Raw genomic sequence first — 19,231 nt, forward strand, 5'->3', positions numbered from 1 at the left:
AAGCCTTCCTATTCTCTTCCAGCAGACTACCCCGGCGCGGTTACAGCGCGGGGTTCAGGACGTACAGGGTCACAACCCAGGCGATCCCGAGCACCGCCAGCACCGCGACGCCGATCCAGACCCAGCGACCGTAGGCCCGGCGCGGGGCGGCGGCGGTGCCGCGTTCCTGCCGCAGCCGGAAGCGGGACATCACCAGGATCGCGTCCAGTCCGAGTCCCGGATACCCACCCGGCAGCCGTCCACACAGCAGGAACACCACCACCAGCGGGGAGAAGACCAGGAAACTTGAGGCAAGAATGTGCACGATCAGGCCGCGGGTATCGGACAGCACGATATCGTGCAGGCTGCCGCCCAGGCCCAGCGCGGCAATAATGCTCACGGTGGTGGCACCCACCCCGATCACCACGACCCCCACCTCGACCGCCCGGATCGTCTGCCGACGCAGCCGCGCCTGCACATAGAGCGTGCTCCCCACCGCGTAGAAGACGGTCAGGAACACCAGGGTCGACGCCCGCACCGGGATACTCCACTGGGTGGTGGCGGGCCACAGCAGCACCGAGATCGCGGTGACTCCGGCGGGCACCCCCACCACCACAAAGATGATCTGGGCGAGGCGCAGCCAGAACGGCGACGTGCGCAGATCCGCGTGGCTGCGCAGTAGCAGGTCGATCCGCGCCAGTACGATCTTGCGGGAGGCCCGACGCACCAGCGGATCCAGCCGGTTCTCCGACGCACAGGCCGCATCGGCGGCAAGCACCGCCAGCAGCAGCCCCCCGAAAGGCGGGCCAAACTGCGCGGGGATGTCCACCACGCTATCCACGGGGAAGTTGGCGATGGCGGTGGCCACCGCGACGGCGATGGCCGCCATGCCCGCGACCTCGGCCAGGGATTCCAGCACCCGCTGCCGGGCCAGCTGCTCGGGCACCGCATCGTCGGGATCGTCCCCGGGCGTGCGCACGGCAATCTGCAGGGCCACGATGATGGTGGCCAGGATACCCAGCGCCCCGAGCGCCGACCCGGTCGAGATTTCGAAGCGGAGCGAGATATCGGTGGCGCTGCCGCGGCTGAGCTCCCCCACCCCGGCGAGGATCGCGATCCCCGCGAGCGGGAACGCCGCTCCCATCACGTGCCTTCCGAGGGTGGCCCAGTAGCGTTCCTGCTCGCGCAGGATCGCCAGGCCCAGGCTCGGATTGACCAGCGGGACCGTCGTCCCGGCATCCCCCAGAATCCCGCCCACGCCCGGATTACCCTGCTCGGCCGTCCCGCCGAGTGCCATCTCCGCGCTCGGATCGATCCGTGATGCCGCGCCGCCGTCCTCTACCACCATGCCGCCTCCCCCGGTCTTGGCCTCCACCCTAGTCCGGCCTGGCGCAATCGGTGTGGCAAACACCCCAGGGAATTACCCCGTTAACCACCGAGCGCCGGCGCACCCCGAGGGGCACACCGGCGCTGCGCGTGAGGATTTAGCGGTGCGAGGCCATAAATTCGGCGAGCTGCTCCGGGGTCGGGTAGGACGCCTGGGCACCCGCGCCGGTGGCCGCAAAGCTGCCCACGGTCGCCGCATATCCGGCGGCCTCGGCGAGGACATCCCCGGCGGCCAGGCGCAGGGCGAGCGCCCCCATGAAGGCGTCGCCGCAGCCGGTGGTGTCCACCGCGTTGACCTTCGGGGAGGACACGGCAACCGCGTCCGCCTCGGTGTCAAACACGATGCTGCCGGCGGCCCCCGCGGTGATCACCGCACGCGGAATCCCGTGCTCGGTGAGTGCGGCCCGGGTCTGCTCGCCGCCGGCGGTCAGCACCTGCTCGGGGGTGAGCCCCAGCAGATCGGCGGCCTCGTGCTCGTTAATCAGCAGGATGTCGGTCAGCTCCAGCAGCTCGGCGGGCACCGGGCCGTAGGGCGAGAGGTTCAGCAGAACCTGGGCCCCGGCGGCGCGGGCGCGACGGGCGGATTCGAGTACCACGTCGATGTCGATTTCCAGGCACAGGCAGAGGATCGAGGCGCGCTCAAACAGGCTCGCCGCCGCATCCAGCTCGGCCACCCCCAGGCGGCCGTTGGCACCCGGGGAAACGATGATGGTGTTTTCGCCCTCGGCATCCACGGTGATCACCGCGGTTCCGGTGGCCACATCCGCCAGGGTGGCCACGTGCGTGGTATCCACACCCGAGGCCTCGACCGACTCGCGCAGCAGCTGGCCGTTGGCGTCGGATCCCAGCGCCCCCACCATTGCCACGTTTCCGCCCAGACGCCCCGCTGCTACCGCCTGGTTCGCGCCCTTACCGCCGGGGATCACCCGGAGCTCGGACCCGGTGAGGGTTTCGCCGGGCTGCGGGAAGCGTGCCGTCTGCACCACGAGGTCGGCGTTCAGGGAGCCAACCACAAGAATCTGACCGTCGGTCATGGGGGTGTCCTTTCCTACCCGGGCGGGTGGTGGGGTGAGGGGATGGTAATACGTGTGGGTCCCCATCGGCGGTGGCCGACGGGGACCCGTCCCTAGGATATGAGGGATTGACTACTTGGTGGCGACCGGCGCCGAAACCTCGGCGTCCTTCGGTGCCGGGATGAGGAAGCTCATCGCGAAACCGGCCAGCGAGATGATCGCACCGGCGAGCATGCCCGCGGTGTATCCGGTGGTCGAGGTGGGGTCACCCTGAACCGTGAAGATCAGCTGCACGGCAGGCAGGATCGCGAAGCTCAGGCCCGCACCCAGGTTGAACGCACCGGCGTTCAGACCCGGCAGGAAGCCGGGGTTGTCCTTGGGCGAGAGCACGATACCCAGACCGTTGAGCATGATGTTTCCGATACCCGCATAGGTGATACCCAGCAGGATCGTGGTGATGATCAGGACCGGCAGCGAGTGCACACCCACGAACGCCATCACGATGGTGCCCACAATGGTGCCGGCCATACCGACCCGCATCACGTTGAGGTAGCCGAAGGTCGGGGCCAGGCGGCCCGCGAACGGACCGACGATCCATCCGGCCACCGCATACGGCATCAGGAAGGCCAGCGAGGTGAGGTCGGCTTCCAGGCCGAAGCCCGCCTGAGCGTTCTGTGCGAGCGAGGCAACCAGACCGTTGACCACCGCGAACACACCGGTCATGGTGAGCAGCGTGGTGACCAGCAGGGCCCAGCTCGAGCGCTGCTTGAGGTAGCGCGGCGGGACCAGCGGTGCGGCGAGCTTGGACTCGAGGATCCAGAACACCCAGAAGGACACCAGACCCAGCACCGGCAGCGCCCAGATGATGTACCAGTTGGAGTCGTTGGCGGCACCGAGGAAGTTCAGGAAGGTCAGCAGGGAACCGATCGAGACGACCAGCGGCAGCACACCCCACCAGTCCATCTTGGTGCCCTTGGACGGGCGGCTCTCGGGTGCCCACAGGAGCACAAATACGATGGCCAGCACGGCGACAACGGCCATGGTCCAGAACACCGAACGGAAACCGTGGTTGGAGACGAGCCAGCCGCCGGCGAGGGCGTCGATACCGGCGATACCACCGTTGACGGCGGTGATGATTCCCATCATCGTGCCGTAGCGCTTGGGCTCGGTGATCTCGTTGCGGAGCATCAGCAGGGTTACCGGCACAACGGGCCCGGTCACACCCTGGATGATGCGGCCCACAAACAGCATCTCGACGTTGGTGGCCAGCGCGGCCACGACGGTACCGATGGTCATCAGCACGAGCATGCCCAGCAGGACGCGCTTGCGGCCGATGATGTCACTCAGGCGCGGGAGGAACAGCGAGAACAGTGCCGCGGCGGTGAAGAACATGGTCTGCGACAGGCCGATGGTCGCGTCGTCGGTGTTCAGCTCCTTGGCCATGGTGACCAGGGCGGGGCTCAGCATCGAGGCGTTGAGCTGGAAGGCGACACACGCCGCCAGCAGCGCGGCCATCAGTGCGCCCACGCGCACGGCGGGCTTCTGGGCGAGGGTGTTCATTAGAAGTCAACCTCGCCGATGTTCTCCAGGGCCTCGGTGACGAGGTTCCAGAAGCGCGGGGCGTCCAGCTCGGTGGCTGCCCAGGTGTTGCAGTCCTCGGGGGCCGCGGCGCGGAAGTCGGCCACGGTCATGCCGAGGGTCAGGGTGCCGGTGAGCTCGATGTCGATCGGGACCTTGACGGTCTTGACGATGGTCGGGTCGATCACGTAGGCCACGGCGCACGGGTCGTGGACCGGGGGTGCGGTGAAGCCCTGGGCGTCCTTGTAGGCGAGGGCGAAGAAGTCCAGCAGCTCGCCCACGAACTTGGCGGGCTTGGTGCCCACGGCGGCGATCTGGGCGGCAACCTCGTCGGTGGCGAGGGCCTGGTGGGTCAGGTCGAGACCCACCATGACAACCGGCCAGGACTCGTTGAAGACGATGTGAGCGGCCTCGGGGTCGATCTTAATGTTGAACTCGGCGACGGCCGACCAGTTACCCACGTGGTAACCGCCACCCATCAGGACAACCTCCTTGACCCGCTCGACGATGCGCGGCTCCTTGCGCGCGGCCATCGCGATGTTGGTGAGGCCACCGGTCGGAACCAGGGTCACGGTGCCGGGCTCGTGGGCCATGATGGTGTCGATGATCAGGTCGATCGCGTGGCGCGGGTCCAGCTCGATGGTCGGCTCGGGCAGCACGGGGCCGTCCAGTCCGGACTCACCGTGAATGTCGGGGGCCACCTCGATGTCGCGCACCAGCGGGCGCGAGGCACCGGCGGCGAAGGGCACACCGGTGATTCCGGCGACGCGGGCAACGGACAGGGCGTTGTGCGTCACCTTGGGCAGGGTCTGGTTTCCCACCACGGTGGTCACCGCGAGCAGTTCGATCTCCGGGTTACCGTGGGCCAGCAGCAGGGCTACCGCGTCATCGTGTCCGGGGTCACAGTCCAGAATAATCTTCTTGGTCATTTTCCACATCCTTGGGGCAGGGCACCACTGGGGGAGGGCGGTGCGAGTAACGTCAAGCGCTTTACGATAACACGTTAATCGCTTGACGTACACTTGTTCGCCGGATTCCGCGGCGGCGCTAGACTAAACGAATGCCACGCACCCCGTCCGCCGTCCCGCGCCCACGCCGGGTGACGGCCGCACAGGTAGCCGAACTCGCCGGCACCTCGATTGCCACCGTCTCACTCGTGGTCAACGGAAAAACCGCCGGCCGCGTCTCCGACGCCAATATCGAGCGGGTGCAGAACGCCGTGGAATCCCTCGGCTATGTGGTGGATCACACGGCCTCCTCGCTGGCCCGCGGGACCAGCAACGTGGTCATCCTGATCGCCCCAGACCTCTCCAACCCGTTTTACGGCCGGGTCATCTCGGGCATCAAGAACGAGCTCGGCAGCGAGTTTCAGCTGCTGCTCTCGGTCACCGGCGAGGGACGAAACCCCAGCGCCTCGGACGTGCACCGGCTGATCGCCCTACGCCCCGCTGGCATCCTGGTCGAGGCCCCCGACGACGCCTTCCTGCGCGACCTTCCCGCCGGTGCGCCGCTGGTCCTCCTCGACGCCCCGGGCCGCGAAACCCAGGCCACCACCGTGAACTTCGACCTGGCCGACGGGATCAGCGCCCTGCTGGACCACCTGGCCGAGCGCGGCCACACCCGGATCGGCTACCTCGACAGCCGCACCCGCACCGAAACTTTCGAGCTGCGCCGCATCCTGGTGGAAAACGGCGCCCGGGAACGCGGCATCGAGTACGTCGCCCTGCCCGAGGCCGCGAGCCTGATCGACCCCGATGCGGCGGCCGCGGTGTTTGCCCGGTTCTGGCCCACCTGGCGCGATGCCGGGGTGACCGCCCTGGTCTGCGCCACCGACTCCCACGCCTACGGTGTACTCAGCGCCGCCCGCTCCCTCGGCGTGCGCGTCCCCGAGGATCTCGCGGTCACCGGGTTCGATAACCTCCCGGCCTCGGCGATCGTCTCCCCCGCGCTGACCACCGTCGAACTCCCCGGCGAGGCGCTCGGCCGCGGGGCGGTGCAGGCCCTGCAGGCGCAGCGCCTCACCCCCGACCCGGTGAAAACCCCGCTGCTGGGGGCAACCCTAATCGTCCGAGGCTCGACCGCCTAGGCAACCGCAACACCGGCTGGTCCGGCACGCGGCCAGACCGCCTAGGCAACCGCAACACCGGGTGGTCCGGCACGCGGCCAGACCGCCTAGTCGGCCTCGCGCATCAGCCGGCGAAACGCCTCGCGGCTGGGCTCGGTCATCGCGTTCAGCGCCACCAGCGCCGCGTCCCGGTCCCCGTCCAGCACGGCCCGATGGATCGCCGCAAAGTTCTCACCCACGATGTCGGGAGCACTGACCCCGGCCCGGGGCGCCAGCACCCGAGAAGCCTGCGGCGCAACCTGATGCATCAGATCCGGCAACAGCACGTTGCCGCTGAGCTCGGCCAGGAGCCTAAAGTACTGGTAACTGTCCTCGGTGAGGGGACGTCGATCCTCATCCTGGGCGGCCACGGCGATACTCGCCGCCAGCCGTTCAAGCTTCGTGCGCGCCGCCTCATCCACATGCGCGATCCCCTCGCGCACACACACCTCGTACAGGCCGTACATGGTGTTGGCAGCCTCAAGAATGCTGCGCTCGTCGCTGGGCATGACCCGGTTGTACTTGCTGGGCACCATCTCCACCAGCTGATACAGGCTCAGCTTGCGCAGCGCCTCCCGAACCGGGGTCCGCGACATCCCGTAGGTTTCGGCAATCGCCTTATCGTTCAGGATCTCGCCGGGGGCGAGGTCTCCGCTGAGGATCGCGTCGTACAGATCGTCATAGACGCTGTCGGCCAGGGTCTTGCGCACGACTCGGGTGCGCGGGGTGGGCAGCGGCATCCTAGGACCCCTCGGTGTGGTGGGTGGGTGAATTCTCGTCGACGGCCAGCGCCGTCAGGATGAGGGCCGTGTGTCGTTCCAGCGCCTCAACCGCCGCATCGGCATCGCCACGCAGCGAGGCATCAATCAGCTCGCGGAAAATCGTCTGGGACTCGGCCGCGCAGGCCTCGATACGGCCCCCGAAGACGATGAACGCCCGGCGGAGCTGAGGGGACACCCGGGCGCGGATTTGATCGAGCACACGGTTGTTGTAGCGGTCGAAATACACACCGTAGAACGCATCCGAAATATCGTTGTGCCTGAGCGACGCCTGGCCCGCCTCCACGTTGGCCAAGTGGGTGTCGCGGGTTCGGGTGAGGCGTTTGGCATCCTCGACCGTGAGCAGCGGGGTCGCCTCGGCAAGCGCCAGTGCGAACAGCGAGTGATACACCTGGATCGCGTCCCGAAACAGCGTGGGCTCGACCGGAGAGACCGTGGTTCCGCGCTGGGGCACGGTAATGACAAACCCCTGGGCCGACAGCAGGTTGAGCGCCTCCCGCACGGGGGTGCGGGAGGCACCAAACCGCTCGGCCAAACCCTCATCGGTGAGCGGGGTGCCCGGCGGAAGCGCCCCGCTGATGATCATTTCCTCGAGTATCTGGGCAATCTCATCGGCGATCCGTGGACGCGCCACCGGCGGTGCCTGACGGGTGGGAATCGGCATCAGGCCACCTCCCCGTCCTCGACGGTTTCCGCACCATCATGGGTGCGTGCCTCCAGCAGCACCGCGACCGCGCCGGCCCGCAGGCCCTCGAGTCTGGCCATCAGCGCCGGATGATCCGCGCCGATCAGCAGCTCGTAGATCCCCCGCACGTCGTCGCGATCTCGCCCCAGTCCGCGCACCGAGGTGCCGGAATTGGCCAACCGAATCTGCATCGGCATCAGCCGATCACGGTAGGCCTTGGTCAGGGTGGCCGAGTGTGCGAGATCGATCATCACGCGGTCGAACTCCACCACCGCGAGCAGGGCATCGGTGCCGGTAGAGGTCTGTTCGCTCACTCGCGCGTAGGCCGCATCCACGCGGGCCCGATCGTCCCCCCGCAGCGGAAGCACCACAGCCTCGGCGGCGATGGAGAGGAGCGAGACCAGCATGCGCTCGCGAATCGCGATGTCGCGGTCACTCTCCTCGGCGATCCGCACGCCGCCGTTGATTCGGGAGTTTACAAAACCATTGGCTTCGAGCATTGCCAGCGCCTCGCGCACCGGAGGCCGAGACACCCCGAGCCAGGTGGCAATCTCCTCATCCCGAATGATTTCGCCCGGCACCAGCTCGCCACGGCTCATCAGATCCAGGAGGCTGTCGTAGACAATTTCCCGCACCGGAGTACGGGTCACACGGGCGGGAACTACAAAGTTCGACATAGCAAAATAGTATGTCAATATATTGAATATCGGTTATCTAAAAACGCCTATTTCGGCCGAATTCTCTCCCCGATAAGGGACTCCAACAGGCCCTGATAGGTCCGCGCCGCCCGGGTCGGGTCGGCAGACTCGACCGCCGAGGCCAACAGCAGTTGATAGCGGTCAATATCCGATTCATCCATGCACAGGGTCGACGCGCGAGAGATTACCGGGCGGTAGGCGTCCACCGCCGTCTGTAGGGGCTCGCTCCGCACGGTCGCAATCAGATGATCGGTGAGCCGCCAGAAATGAGAAAGTGCCGCCCGGCCGGTCAGCAAATGCTTGACCCCCGCCGCCTCGACGCTGCTCACCCATAGCTCGGGCTGCCTCAGCAGAGCCCCGGCGACGATGGTGCCCAGCGCACGGCAGGTCTCATTGATTGCCTCCGGATCGAGATCGGTGACACGGGTATATCGGTTGGGCTCCAGCTCAATCAGTCCGATTTCCGACAGGCGTGCGATCGCCTCCCGGATCGGCGTGCGGGAAACCTGGAGCCACTCGCTGAGATCCTGATCCCGCAACCGCTCCCCCGGCTCAAGTGTTCCGTCCACGATTGCCTCGGTGAGCCGATCCAGCGCGCGTACGCGCAGGAGCGCACGACCGGGCGGTCGCCCCGAACTGAGGGGAATGGGCATGGCGTCGCCTTTCTCGAATCACGATTGTGATGCGGCGAGATTCGAGGGAACAAAGTCGGCTCACACCAACCGTCCCAGCCCAGTGGTTCACGGCCACTCCCGCCGTCATTTCACTTCATATGCGTCACGCTTTCCAACCGGCGTTGACGCATCAGTACGATAACATATCGGTTGCTGCAATTTCGGTTAAAGGCATGTTGACGGCGGCTTCCACCACCTCCAAGAGACGCCCGCAGAATCGACGGCCCCGTGCCCGGGACACAGATCCCCGATTCCGTGCGGTCTGCCCGGCGTCGCCTCAACCCGAAAGTGAGTCATGACTCCCACGCCACTCAACCGTTCACTTGGCGACATCGCAATCGTCCTGGGCACCCGCCCGGAAATCATCAAGCTAGCCGGAATCATCCGCGAGCTCGGACCGCGGGCCCGCGTCATCCACACCGGGCAGCACTGGGATGACGGGATGGCCGGACAGTTCTTCCGCGACCTCGGAATCGGTCAGCCCGACCGCACCCTGACCTCGGTGTCCGGCGCGGTGCGCGGCGTCCAGATCGGATCCGGGGTCACCGAACTCACCGAGCACTTCCGCCAACACCCGGTGGCGGCGGTCATCGTCCAGGGCGACACCAATAGCACCTCGATCGGCGCCCAGGCGGGTAACTACCTCGGGGTTCCGGTGGTCCACGTCGAGGCTGGGCTGCGCTCATTTGATCGCGGCATGCCCGAGGAGATCAACCGCCTCGTGGTGGGTGCCCTCGCCGACCTGCACTGCGCCGCGACCCCCGAAAATGCCGAGAACCTGCGCCGCGAAAACGTGGATGCCCATCGCGTGGTCATCACCGGCAATACCGTGGTCGAGGCCACCGAGCTGGCTCGGCAGCAGGGCGCGCATGAGGCGGCCCACCTGATCGGCGCCGAGACCGTGGCGTCGGGATACATCCTGACCACCATCCACCGCCCCGAAAACACCGACACCGCCCCGGCCCTGGAGCGGATTCTCGCAACCCTTGCCCAGAGTGAGCTGCCGGTGGTCTTCACCCTGCACCCACGCACCGAGAACGCGATTCAGCAGTTTGGCCTGGAGCGCTACCTGGACCTCCCCCATGTGACGGTGCTGCGCGGAACCGGTCACGCCGACTTCCTCGCCCTCGCCGCCGAGGCCACCCTGCTGGTATCGGACTCCGGCGGGGTTCAGGAGGAGGTCACCGTTCTGAAGAAGCCACTGCTGGTGGTGCGACGCTCTACCGAGCGCCCCGAGTCCATCCGCGCCGGCTTTGCCCGGCTGATCACCCCGGAGCTGGAGCTGGCCGAGGCTATTCACGAGGCCCTGGCAGACAAGGAGGCCGCCGCGCGACTGCGGGACACCCCCTCGCCCTACGGCGACGGTCAGGCGAGCAAGAAGATCGCCGAGGCCGCCCGGGTCCTCGCAGCCCGCTAACGCATTCCGGGGTCGTGTGCCGAGTGGCGCACGGCCCCGCTTCGTTTACCCCGCAACAACAAAAAACCCGCATCCGAAGATGCGGGTTATGTTGCGTTTGGTAGCTGGAGCGGGATTCGAACCCGCGACCTCACGATTATGAGTCGTGCGCTCTCACCAACTGAGCTACCCAGCCGCGTTTCTCTCCCTATAGAAGGAAAGCGAACGAGCCCCGAGCCAGGATTGAACTGGCGACCCCTTCCTTACCATGGAAGTGCTCTACCACTGAGCTATCGGGGCGCTGCCTTTGCACTCTCGCGCTTGGCACATGAAAAGATTAGCATGCACGCACTGCGGTCACGAAATCGAGGCGTCAAAACGCGCAAAACCCCTGATGCAATGGCGTTTTGCCTACCCCCATAAATGGGCGTGTCCGCACCCGCGAATGCCTCACCTCCCGGCGATTTCAGGCGAATCTGCGCCGAGGCCGGTAGTATCAAGGGCGTGTCTAGACTTCTTGTAACCGGCGGTGCCGGGTTTATCGGCTCTAATTTCGTTCACTACGTCCTCGCGAACACCGATCACACGGTGACCGTGCTCGACAAGCTCACCTATGCGGGCAACCGGGCCTCCCTGGCCGGGCTCCCCGAGGACCGCTTCGAGCTCGTGGTGGGCGACATCCAGGATGCCGAGCTGGTTGACGGCCTGGTGGCCTCCCACGACGCCGTCGTGCACTACGCGGCCGAGAGCCACAACGACAACTCGCTGAACGACCCGCGTCCGTTCCTCGACACCAACATCATCGGCACCTATGTGCTGATCGAGGCCGCCCGCAAGCACAACACCCGCTTCCACCACATCTCCACCGATGAGGTGTACGGCGACCTGGAGCTGGACGACCCCAATAAGTTCACCTCGGAGACCCCCTACAACCCCTCGAGCCCCTACTCCTCCACCAAGGCCGGTTCCGACCTGCTGGTGCGTGCCTGGGTCCGCTCGTTCGGTCTGCAGGCCACGATCTCCAACTGCTCCAACAACTACGGCCCGTACCAGCACGTGGAGAAGTTCATCCCGCGTCAGATCACCAACGTACTGCGCGGCGAGCGTCCCAAGCTCTACGGCACCGGCGAGAACGTGCGCGACTGGATCCACGCCAACGACCACTCCTCGGCCGTGCTGACCATCCTGGAAAAGGGTGTCATCGGCGAGACCTACCTGATCGGGGCCGACGGCGAGAAGAACAACAAGGATGTCGTCGAGATGATCCTCGAGGGCCTCGGCCAGCCGCGCGACGCCTACGACCACGTCAACGACCGCCCCGGCCACGACCTGCGCTACGCGATCGACTCCAGCCGTCTGCGCAACGAACTGGGTTGGGAGCCGCAGTTCTCCAACTTCGAGGCCGGCCTGGCGGACACCATCGCCTGGTACCGCGACAACGAGGCCTGGTGGGCACCGGAGAAGGACGCCACCGAAGCCAAGTACAAGTCGCAGGGCCAGTAACCGAAGGACGCCACTGTGCTCGGGGCCAAATACAAGTCGCAGGGCCAGTAACCCCCTCTGCCCATACAAAACAGCCCCCGTTCCGACGGGGGCTGTTTTTATGCCTCGGGATCGAGTTTGAGCAGATCCCCGGGGGTGCACTCCAACGCCCGACACAGCGCGCTCAGCGTGGAAAAGCGGATCGCCCGGGCACGGTTGTTCTTCAGGATCGACAGGTTCACCACGCTCACCCCCACGATCTTCGACAGCTCCACCAGGGTCATGCCCCGCGCGATCAACAGCTCATCCAACGCGGTGACGATCCCGCTCTCCTCCTCCGGCGGCATCTAAACCAGGCCCTCCACCTCGCGGCGCAGGCCACGGTTCTCGCGCTGCAGGCGGGCGCCGATTCCGAACACCGCCGCCAGCGCGAGCAGGACCAGCCACAGCCCAACGGGCCAGAAATCCGGGGTGAACGCCTGCGAGCTGGCCAGGAACTGACCGCTCAGCGTGCCCGGATTCTCGGCATTCAGCACGCGCCCGGGTAGGGCATCCTCAAGCTGTCCGGCGATCAGGTGTCGGGCAAAGTAGTTGGCGAGCTGCGCCCCCAGCCCCGCCCCGAGACTCACCCAGGCGGTAATCCTCAGCCAGCGCACCACGCGCGCCTGGAACGGGGTCCCCGCCAGCAGAGCATCGCAGATCCGGATGACGGCGAATCCCGCGGTCACAAACAGCGCGGCAATGAGAGCCCCGTCCACCGCGAGCCAGAACCGTCCCCAGAAGTCGGCACCCTCCATCGTGAAGGAGGCGTGATCAAACCCACCCCAGAGGATCCGCAGACCGTTGACACCGGCACCGGCGTCAATCTCCGGAAAGCTCGTGCTGCCGGGCAGCTCCACCCGCGTCTCGGAAAACCAGAGGGTCCTGCCGACGCCGGCCACCGCTCCCAGGAGGGCAAACCCCACGGTCAGCTGACCGATCACGCGGGTCACCACCACCCGTCGCAGCGTCAGAGCATCGGGATCCGAGCGTTTCCCCGGCCAAAACAGCACCCCGAGGATCGTGAGCAGCACGGCGGCCGCGAGAACGTACATCAGGATCATCCAGACCACATCAAGATTCAAAACCCCACCCCCACTACATAACGAATATCGTTATGCTAGCGGGGGTGGGGTCGGGGCCGCAAGGGCGGGTTTTAGCCCTCGATGCCGAATTCGATCAGCAGGTCGTGGACCTCATCAAACAGGCTCGGCAGCGCGCCCAACACCAGCTCGGCACCGGGGGCCGCACCGCGGATTCCCTCGACGCGGATGCCGGCCTCGCGGGCGATGATGGTGGCGGCCGCGTGATCCCAGGGCTTGGTTCCGACCTCGTAGTACACGTCGGTGTAACCGGCGGCCACACCCACGCCATCGAGGGAGGCGGCACCCATCCGACGGTAGTCGCGCACGCGTCCCATCATCTGCTGCATGATGCCGGTCTGCCACATGCGACGCTCGGCCGAGTAGGAGAATCCGGTGGCGACCAGGGCCAGGTTGAGATCCACATGCACGTCCCCACGGTGCAGGGTCCGTCCGTTGAGGGTGGCACCCTCGCCGCGTGCACCCAGGTAGGTCTCGCCGGAGGCGGGGTTCACCACGGCGCCGGCCAGGCCGGTCCAGGTGTGGGGGTCGGCTTCACCCTCGACCACGGCCACCGAGACCGCGTAGTTGGGGATGCCGTAGGCATAGTTGACGGTGCCGTCGATCGGGTCGACCACCCAGGTGAGGCCCGAGCTGCCCGATTCCGCGCCGCCCTCCTCACCAAAGAAACCGTCGGCGGGGCGCAGCTCGGCCAGGCGCGAGCGCACAAAGGCCTCGACCTCACGGTCGGCGGCGGTCACAATGTCCTCGGGCGACGACTTGCTCTGGGCGATCCGAACCCCCTCCTCGCGGCGGGCGCGCGCCAGGGCGGCGGCCTCCACGGCGATATCACGGGCAAGATCCTGAAGTTCACGTGTGGACATAGCGTTAATACTGTCACGCGGCGGGACCCGGGGCCAGTTTTGACCGTGTCCCGCCGCGTGCACGTGTGTTCCGGTGTCGCCGATTACCCCAGCGGGTTCAGTACCCGCGCCAGGAACTCCCGGGTGGCGGGGTTCTGCGGGTTCTCGAAGATCTGCTCGGGGGTGCCGGCCTCGACGATCACGCCGTCCTTGAGGAACACCACGCGGTCGGCCACGCGACGGGCAAAGCCCATCTCGTGGGTGGCCATCAGGATGGTGCTGCCGGACTTCTTCAGCTCACGCACCAGGTCCAGCACCTCCCCCACGAGCTGCGGATCGAGGGCGCTGGTGATCTCATCCAGCAGGAGCAGACGCGGATCGCTGGCAATTGCTCGGGCAATGGCCACGCGCTGCTGCTGACCGCCGGAGAGCCGGTCGGGGTATTCGCCCGCCTTGTCCCCCAGGCCGATCCGGGTGAGCAGTTCCAGGCCGCGCGCCTCGGCGGTGGCCTTATCCTGCCCGTGGACCTGGCGCAGGGCGAGGGCCACGTTGGCCAGCACGCTCATATGCGGGAACAGGTTGTAGTGCTGGAACACCACACCCACCTGGGCACGCACGGCGTCCGGCTTGACCTGGGGATCGGTGATGTCCTCGTCGCCGAGGAAGATCTGGCCGTCGTTGACCGGCTCCAGCAGGTTGATCGTCTTCAGCAGCGTGGACTTACCCGACCCACTGGCGCCGATCAGCACCACCACCTCGTGGGCGGCAACCTCCAGCGAGATTCCCCGCAGCACCGGGTGCTCGCCAAACAGCTTCCAGACGTTATCTACCCGCAGGACGGGCGTAGTGGACGAGGTCATACCGCGCCTCCGATCTGCTCGCGCTTCTGCGCTCGCGCCGTGTACCAGTCGGTGAGACGAATCATCGGCAGCGACAGCAGCACAAACAGGATGCCGGCCACCACGTAGGGGCTGAAGTTGTACTCCTGAGCGACCTGAATCTGGGCGGCGCGAATCGCATCCACGGCACCGAGAACCGAGATCAGACCCACGTCCTTCTGCATCGACACGAAGTCGTTCATCAGGGCCGGGGTGACCTTTCGCACGGCCTGGGGCATGACCACCAGACGCAGGGTCTTGGCGTGGCTGAGACCCAGCGCCCGGGCGGCGAGGCGCTGCGAGGGGTGCACCGCCTCGATGCCCGCTCGCAACACCTCCGCCACATAGGCCGAATAGCAGAGGATCAGCGCGATGGTGCCCCAGAACTGCGCGGGCATCCGATCAAACAGGTTCAGCCCGGGCAGACCGAAACCCACTAAATACAGCACCAGCAGGACCGGAACACCACGGAAAATATCCGTGTATCCGGCCGCCAGCAGGCGAATCGGGGTGAAGATCGGACCGCGCAGGGTGCGGGCAATCGCCAGCAGGGATCCGAAGATTGCCACCCCGATGGCCGCGACCACGAGGACCTGAATGTTCAGCCACAGACCCACCAGGATCGGCCCGACCGAGGACACCATGGTCTTCCAGTCGAAGAACGATTCCTGAACCTGCGGCCAGCCGGAACTGCTGAACAGTACCCCGAGCACCACCACCGCAAAAATCACGGTTGAGGCGACGCTGATCAGCACCGAGCGTTTGCCCTGGGTGCGACGGTAACGACGACGGTCCAGCTCAACCCCCGAGGGGCTGAAAGCCGGTGCGCCGGGCACGGATGACGAGGTACTGCTCACGCGGATTCTGGCCCTACTTCTTCGGCAGAACCGGAGCGCCCTTATCGGCGATCCACTTCTGAGCGAACTTGTCCAGGGAGCCATCCTTGCGCAGCTCGTCCACGGCCTCGGTGACCTTCTTGGTCAGCGCCGAGTTCTTCGGCAGCAGGATCGAGAGCTCGTCGCCGCCCTTGGTAGTGTCGATCTGGCCGACGTTGACGCCGTCCTTAACCTGCTCGGAGTCGATGATGTAGAACGCGGTGGGCACGTCGGTGACCAGGGCGTCGATCTGACCGTTGTTCACGGCGGCGGCCAGGTCATCGGTGTTGTTGAAGACCTGCACCTCGGTCGAGGGGTTGATCTCCTCCTTGACGATGTTCAGCGCGGTACTCCCTGCGGCCACACCGATGTGCGCGTCCTTGAGATCGGCGAGGTTCTTGGCCCCGGAGAACTTGGAGGACTTGGTGGTCACTACCGACTGCTTGGTGACGTAGTAGGGGCTGGAGAAGTCCACGGCCTTTTCGCGCTCGGGGGTGGCCGAGTACTGCTGCAGGTTGAGGTCAAAGTCCTTGGGGCCCGGGGCGATGGCACCGTCGAAGGTGGTGCGCACCCAGACGACGTCTTCCTTCTTATACCCGAGCTTCTCTGCCACGGCATAGGCCACGGCGGGCTCGAGGCCCTCGCCGTTCTCGGGCTTATTGTCGACGGTCCACGGCGAGTAGGCGGGCTCGCCGGTCGCGATGGTCAGCTTGCCGGGGGTGACGGTGTCGCCGGCGTTGCCGCCGCCGGATGCGCAGCCGGTCAGCGCGAGCGCTGCGGCGGCGGCCAGGGCGATGACGCCCAGGGTGATTTTGCGAGACATTCTGGTTCTCCTGTGTGCGGTCGGGGTAGGGATCGTTGGGGGTGCGTTAAAGAGTACGTGGCGGCGGGGCGATTGCCACCAATGTTTCGGGAAGCCCGAAGCTAGTCGCCGGTGGAGGCTGAGTCGACCGGCTCGTGCGTCGCGTCCGCGTCGGGGGTCGAGGCGGCGGGGTCGGCCTCCGCGGGTGCCTCCGAATCGGCGGCGAGACGCCAGTCGGCAAAGTCGAAGCCGGGGCTGACCAGGCAGCTCACCAGAGCGTCGCGATCCCGCGGCCGCGACCGCTGCCAGACGCCCGCCGGAACCAGGACCTGCTGCCGTGCGCCGGGGGTGCCGGGTGCATCCAGGACGTGGGTCTCGGCATGGGTGGGCTCGTCGCCGCTGCCGCCGAAGTGCACCTCGACCGGTCCGGGTCCGTGCCAGAGCCACATCTCATCGCTCGACACCACGTGCCAGGCGGCCTCCTCGCCGGGCTGCAGCAGGAAGTGGATGACCGTGGCCGCCGGACGCTCCCCGCCCGGGGTGGACACCGGATGGTTCGAGGCGAAGGTGCGTCGGTACCAGCCGCCCTCGGGGTGCGGGGCCAGATCGAGCTGGGCGATCAGGGGTGAGGTGGTCATTTCGAGTCCTCTCGGCGGAAGCGTTCCACTCCGGCGATGATCGTGCGGGCCACTCGCCCGCCGCCACCCTCGACCAGATCGGCGAGGGTTTCGGCGGGGGTGGTCACCGGAATGTCGAAGAAGGCGAGGTCGGCGAGGGCACCCACCACGAGCTGACCGATCCGGTCCTTGCCCACGTTGAGCCCCATCGCGGTGGCACCACCCAGGGTCGCGGCGGCAAACAGACGCTCGTGCAGGTCCGCCTCGGTGTAGCCCTGTCGACGGGCCACCTTATAGAGCAGTGCCAGGTCGTCCATCGGGTCGAGGCTCGGTGAGGAGGAGAGCGAGTCGGTGCCGACGGCGATCGGGCTGCCCTCGCGCAGGTAGTCGGCGACCGGCGGCATATCCAGGCCGATGATCTCGTTGGAACGGACACAGAGGGCGACGCTGGTGCCGCGCGCACGCAGCAGCGCACGATCCTTGGCGTTGACGTATACGCCGTGGGCAATATGACAGTCCGGACCGAGCACACCCAGGTGATCCACATACTGCACCGAGGATACGCCGATGCCACGCAGGCGCAACGCCCGGAAACTGTCGGCGCCGAGGGCGGGCCACTCGTCGCCACCCACCTCGCGTTCGCGCTCCATGTGCGCCTCGGCCAGGTGGATGTGCAGGCGCATCCCCTGCTCGCGGACGAGGTCGGGGATGTCGAGCAGCGGCTTCACATCCAGCGAGTAGGGCGCGTGCGGGGAGACGCCGGCACCGGGCGGGGTAGGTAGCTTGCGCACCTGTTCGAGGACCTCGTTGCGGGCCTCGATGGTCCAGTCCTGGTTGCTCTTGCCGTAGACCTCCCAGTAGGCGATGCCGTGCATGTTGGCATCGTGCAGGGCGCTGGCGGCCTCGGTGTCGGTAACCACGTCGGCGGCGGCGGTGACCCCGGCTGCCAGCGAAAGCGCGGCACCCTCGGCGGCCGCGGCGGCCCAGTCGTGGTCTCCGGTGCCGTAGGCTTCGTCGAAGGAGTCGCCCCAGTCGTCGAACCCGTTGTAGTGCAGGCTGGCAACCTTGGCCATGCCGGTGTACTGAAGGTGGGTGTGGGCGTTGACCAGGCCGGGGGTCAGGACGCCGGGCCAGAACTCCTCGGTGAACTCGATGCCCTGGTCGGTCAGGGCCGCCAGCACCCAGGCGCTGTCACCGACGTGCAGGATGCGGTCGCCGCGCACGGCGACGGCTCCGTGGGGGATGGCAGGCCCGGTGACGGGCAGCACGAGTCCCGCGGTGTAGACCACGACGGGGGCGGGGGCGACAGACATGTGTTCCTTCGGCTCGGGATGGGGCGGACTTCGGCCCAGACTGCCCGAGCGGCGCACATCCCGTGGATGGGGCGCGCAGTTGCGGCGGGAGACGCCCCCGAACCGAACCGCACCGGGTGGGTGCGACCGTGAAAACGGGGTGAGCCGGGCGGGTGAGCCCTACGCACCACTGTGGGCGGACACTCTCGATCATAATCCGCTTTGTCCGCCGAATCACATCGGGGGCCGTGGGGCGCTGTTCCCGGAGCCAACCGGGCCGTGACCCGTGGTTGCCAAATCGATGGGTCCAGCCCAACGTGGTTTTCAGCCGGCGGGCGTCGTGGCGGCTAGCGTTGGGTAGTCTCGGGCGGCGAGACGAAGATTACGTCTTCCAGCACGGTCCCAAGCAGCCGGTGATCCCCCGTATCCTGGCCATAAAACCGCGCGTGGACAAACCGTTCCCGAAGCGGCGACCCAATGGTGAAGAGTCTACTCACCAAAAAGTATCCCGCCCGCTGCGAAAGCTGGGCAAAAAATACCAGTTGGGTGCGGGTATTCCCCTCGCGGAAGCTGTGAACAACATTCAGCTCTCCCCATACTTCCGCAAGCTCCGAGATAAACCGATCTCGTGTGAGCCGACGCAGATAATTCCGCCGCTCCAGCCGGGTGAATTCCGCCTGGGCGGCGGCCGTGAGCCCCGGCCCGGCGGAGTAATAACGATGCCCCGCCTTGGTCATGGGGCCCTGCGTGGGGGCGGTTCGTTCGCGGCTTGCCCATTCATAGACGTCCTGAAAAAGGTGTCGGTGAATCGCCTTCATATGGGCATAGTCGAATCGTCCGGAAACCGGTCGAATCGACAGCTCGGCCAGGCGGAACGCGGTTGCCCCGGTTTCCAACAGGTCAAGAATCGATTCATTTGGTTCACCAAACGGTTTTTCGGGCCCCGTGAACAGGTTTCGCAGCACCTGAGTTCCCGGGATGTAGTAGTCCTCCCAGGTATAGCTTCGTT

The 19,231-nt window shown here is 66.5% G+C and carries 20 protein-coding genes and 2 tRNA genes; 3 read left to right on the plus strand and 19 right to left on the minus strand.

The genetic code is table 11. From position 1 onward, the window contains the following. Nucleotides 1-40: 40 nt before the first annotated feature. The 4 genes from C7C57_RS13750 to C7C57_RS13765 form a co-directional block, all read right to left on the minus strand. Entirely contained in the window at nucleotides 41-1,327 is a 1,287-nt protein-coding gene (locus C7C57_RS13750) for a hypothetical protein (RefSeq protein ID WP_187976852.1), read from the minus strand. A 136-nt stretch (nucleotides 1,328-1,463) separates the two neighbouring features. After that, nucleotides 1,464-2,399, minus strand: a complete 936-nt coding sequence (locus C7C57_RS13755) for a ribokinase (RefSeq protein WP_187976853.1) — start codon at nucleotides 2,397-2,399, stop codon at nucleotides 1,464-1,466. A gap of 111 nt (nucleotides 2,400-2,510) precedes the next feature. Beyond that, entirely contained in the window at nucleotides 2,511-3,938 is a 1,428-nt protein-coding gene (locus C7C57_RS13760; protein ID WP_187976854.1) for an MFS transporter, read from the minus strand. Continuing rightward, on the minus strand, nucleotides 3,938-4,894 hold the full coding sequence (locus C7C57_RS13765; RefSeq protein ID WP_211250801.1) for a nucleoside hydrolase: 957 nt from the start codon (nucleotides 4,892-4,894) through the stop codon (nucleotides 3,938-3,940). Before C7C57_RS13765 ends, C7C57_RS13760 begins: the two co-directional genes overlap by 1 nt. Nucleotides 4,895-5,016: 122 nt before the next feature. On the opposite strand from C7C57_RS13765, the gene C7C57_RS13770 reads away from it, so the two are divergent. After that, nucleotides 5,017-6,042 carry a LacI family DNA-binding transcriptional regulator gene (locus C7C57_RS13770; RefSeq protein ID WP_187976855.1) on the plus strand — a complete coding sequence of 342 codons (1,026 nt, stop codon included), beginning with the start codon at nucleotides 5,017-5,019 and terminating at the stop codon, nucleotides 6,040-6,042. Between the two features lie 86 nt (nucleotides 6,043-6,128). Here the strand turns inward: C7C57_RS13770 and C7C57_RS13775 are convergent, their stop codons facing one another. From C7C57_RS13775 to C7C57_RS13790, 4 genes are read right to left on the minus strand one after another with little or no spacing between them, the layout of a single operon-like run. Next, nucleotides 6,129-6,800 carry a GntR family transcriptional regulator gene (locus tag C7C57_RS13775; RefSeq protein ID WP_187976856.1) on the minus strand — a complete coding sequence of 224 codons (672 nt, stop codon included), beginning with the start codon at nucleotides 6,798-6,800 and terminating at the stop codon, nucleotides 6,129-6,131. Between the two features lies 1 nt (nucleotide 6,801). Then, the gene (locus C7C57_RS13780; protein ID WP_187976857.1) at nucleotides 6,802-7,503 is read right to left on the minus strand and encodes a GntR family transcriptional regulator; all 702 of its coding nucleotides are present in this window, start codon (nucleotides 7,501-7,503) and stop codon (nucleotides 6,802-6,804) included. Further along, nucleotides 7,503-8,201 (minus strand): GntR family transcriptional regulator, encoded by a 699-nt coding sequence (locus C7C57_RS13785; protein ID WP_187976858.1) that lies wholly within the window; start codon nucleotides 8,199-8,201, stop codon nucleotides 7,503-7,505. Before C7C57_RS13785 ends, C7C57_RS13780 begins: the two co-directional genes overlap by 1 nt. A gap of 47 nt (nucleotides 8,202-8,248) precedes the next feature. Continuing rightward, nucleotides 8,249-8,875: a GntR family transcriptional regulator gene (locus C7C57_RS13790; protein ID WP_051702003.1), complete on the minus strand. Its 627-nt coding sequence runs from the start codon at nucleotides 8,873-8,875 to the stop codon at nucleotides 8,249-8,251. Nucleotides 8,876-9,191: 316 nt separating this feature from the next. On the opposite strand from C7C57_RS13790, the gene wecB reads away from it, so the two are divergent. Beyond that, entirely contained in the window at nucleotides 9,192-10,313 is a 1,122-nt protein-coding gene (gene wecB / locus C7C57_RS13795) for a non-hydrolyzing UDP-N-acetylglucosamine 2-epimerase (RefSeq protein WP_187976859.1), read from the plus strand. A gap of 98 nt (nucleotides 10,314-10,411) precedes the next feature. Here the strand turns inward: wecB and C7C57_RS13800 are convergent. Both C7C57_RS13800 and C7C57_RS13805 read right to left on the minus strand, forming a co-directional pair. Then, nucleotides 10,412-10,488 (minus strand) — tRNA-Met (locus tag C7C57_RS13800). A gap of 32 nt (nucleotides 10,489-10,520) precedes the next feature. Then, nucleotides 10,521-10,592, minus strand: a tRNA-Thr gene (locus C7C57_RS13805). 204 nt (nucleotides 10,593-10,796) lie between these two features. Here C7C57_RS13805 and rfbB point away from each other — a divergent pair. After that, entirely contained in the window at nucleotides 10,797-11,795 is a 999-nt protein-coding gene (gene rfbB, locus C7C57_RS13810; RefSeq protein ID WP_030149265.1) for a dTDP-glucose 4,6-dehydratase, read from the plus strand. A 98-nt stretch (nucleotides 11,796-11,893) separates the two neighbouring features. Here rfbB and C7C57_RS13815 read toward each other — a convergent pair whose 3' ends face one another. The 9 genes from C7C57_RS13815 to C7C57_RS13855 all read right to left on the minus strand — a co-directional run bounded on the left by C7C57_RS13815 (nucleotide 11,894) and on the right by C7C57_RS13855 (nucleotide 19,187). Then, a complete protein-coding gene (locus C7C57_RS13815; protein WP_187976860.1) occupies nucleotides 11,894-12,121 on the minus strand; it encodes a helix-turn-helix transcriptional regulator in 228 nt (75 codons plus the stop codon). Next, complete coding sequence (locus C7C57_RS13820) at nucleotides 12,122-12,886, minus strand: DUF2975 domain-containing protein (RefSeq protein WP_223144759.1); 765 nt, start codon at nucleotides 12,884-12,886, stop codon at nucleotides 12,122-12,124. 83 nt (nucleotides 12,887-12,969) lie between these two features. After that, nucleotides 12,970-13,779: an inositol monophosphatase family protein gene (locus tag C7C57_RS13825; RefSeq protein WP_030149261.1), complete on the minus strand. Its 810-nt coding sequence runs from the start codon at nucleotides 13,777-13,779 to the stop codon at nucleotides 12,970-12,972. Between the two features lie 83 nt (nucleotides 13,780-13,862). Beyond that, nucleotides 13,863-14,618 (minus strand): amino acid ABC transporter ATP-binding protein, encoded by a 756-nt coding sequence (locus tag C7C57_RS13830; protein WP_030149260.1) that lies wholly within the window; start codon nucleotides 14,616-14,618, stop codon nucleotides 13,863-13,865. Further along, entirely contained in the window at nucleotides 14,615-15,493 is an 879-nt protein-coding gene (locus tag C7C57_RS13835) for an amino acid ABC transporter permease (protein WP_255505698.1), read from the minus strand. The genes C7C57_RS13830 and C7C57_RS13835 overlap by 4 nt, the downstream gene beginning before the upstream one ends. 13 nt (nucleotides 15,494-15,506) lie before the next feature. Further along, complete coding sequence (locus C7C57_RS13840) at nucleotides 15,507-16,334, minus strand: ABC transporter substrate-binding protein (RefSeq protein ID WP_187976863.1); 828 nt, start codon at nucleotides 16,332-16,334, stop codon at nucleotides 15,507-15,509. Nucleotides 16,335-16,435: 101 nt separating this feature from the next. Beyond that, nucleotides 16,436-16,951 carry a cupin domain-containing protein gene (locus C7C57_RS13845; protein WP_187976864.1) on the minus strand — a complete coding sequence of 172 codons (516 nt, stop codon included), beginning with the start codon at nucleotides 16,949-16,951 and terminating at the stop codon, nucleotides 16,436-16,438. Next, entirely contained in the window at nucleotides 16,948-18,243 is a 1,296-nt protein-coding gene (locus C7C57_RS13850; protein WP_187976865.1) for an amidohydrolase family protein, read from the minus strand. Before C7C57_RS13850 ends, C7C57_RS13845 begins: the two co-directional genes overlap by 4 nt. A gap of 326 nt (nucleotides 18,244-18,569) precedes the next feature. Then, nucleotides 18,570-19,187, minus strand: a complete 618-nt coding sequence (locus C7C57_RS13855; RefSeq protein WP_255505699.1) for a Fic family protein — start codon at nucleotides 19,185-19,187, stop codon at nucleotides 18,570-18,572. Between the last annotated feature and the right edge of the window lie 44 nt (nucleotides 19,188-19,231).

Source organism: Mycetocola sp. JXN-3 (assembly GCF_014522285.1).
GTDB classification, from domain to species: Bacteria; Actinomycetota; Actinomycetes; order Actinomycetales; family Microbacteriaceae; genus Mycetocola; species Mycetocola saprophilus.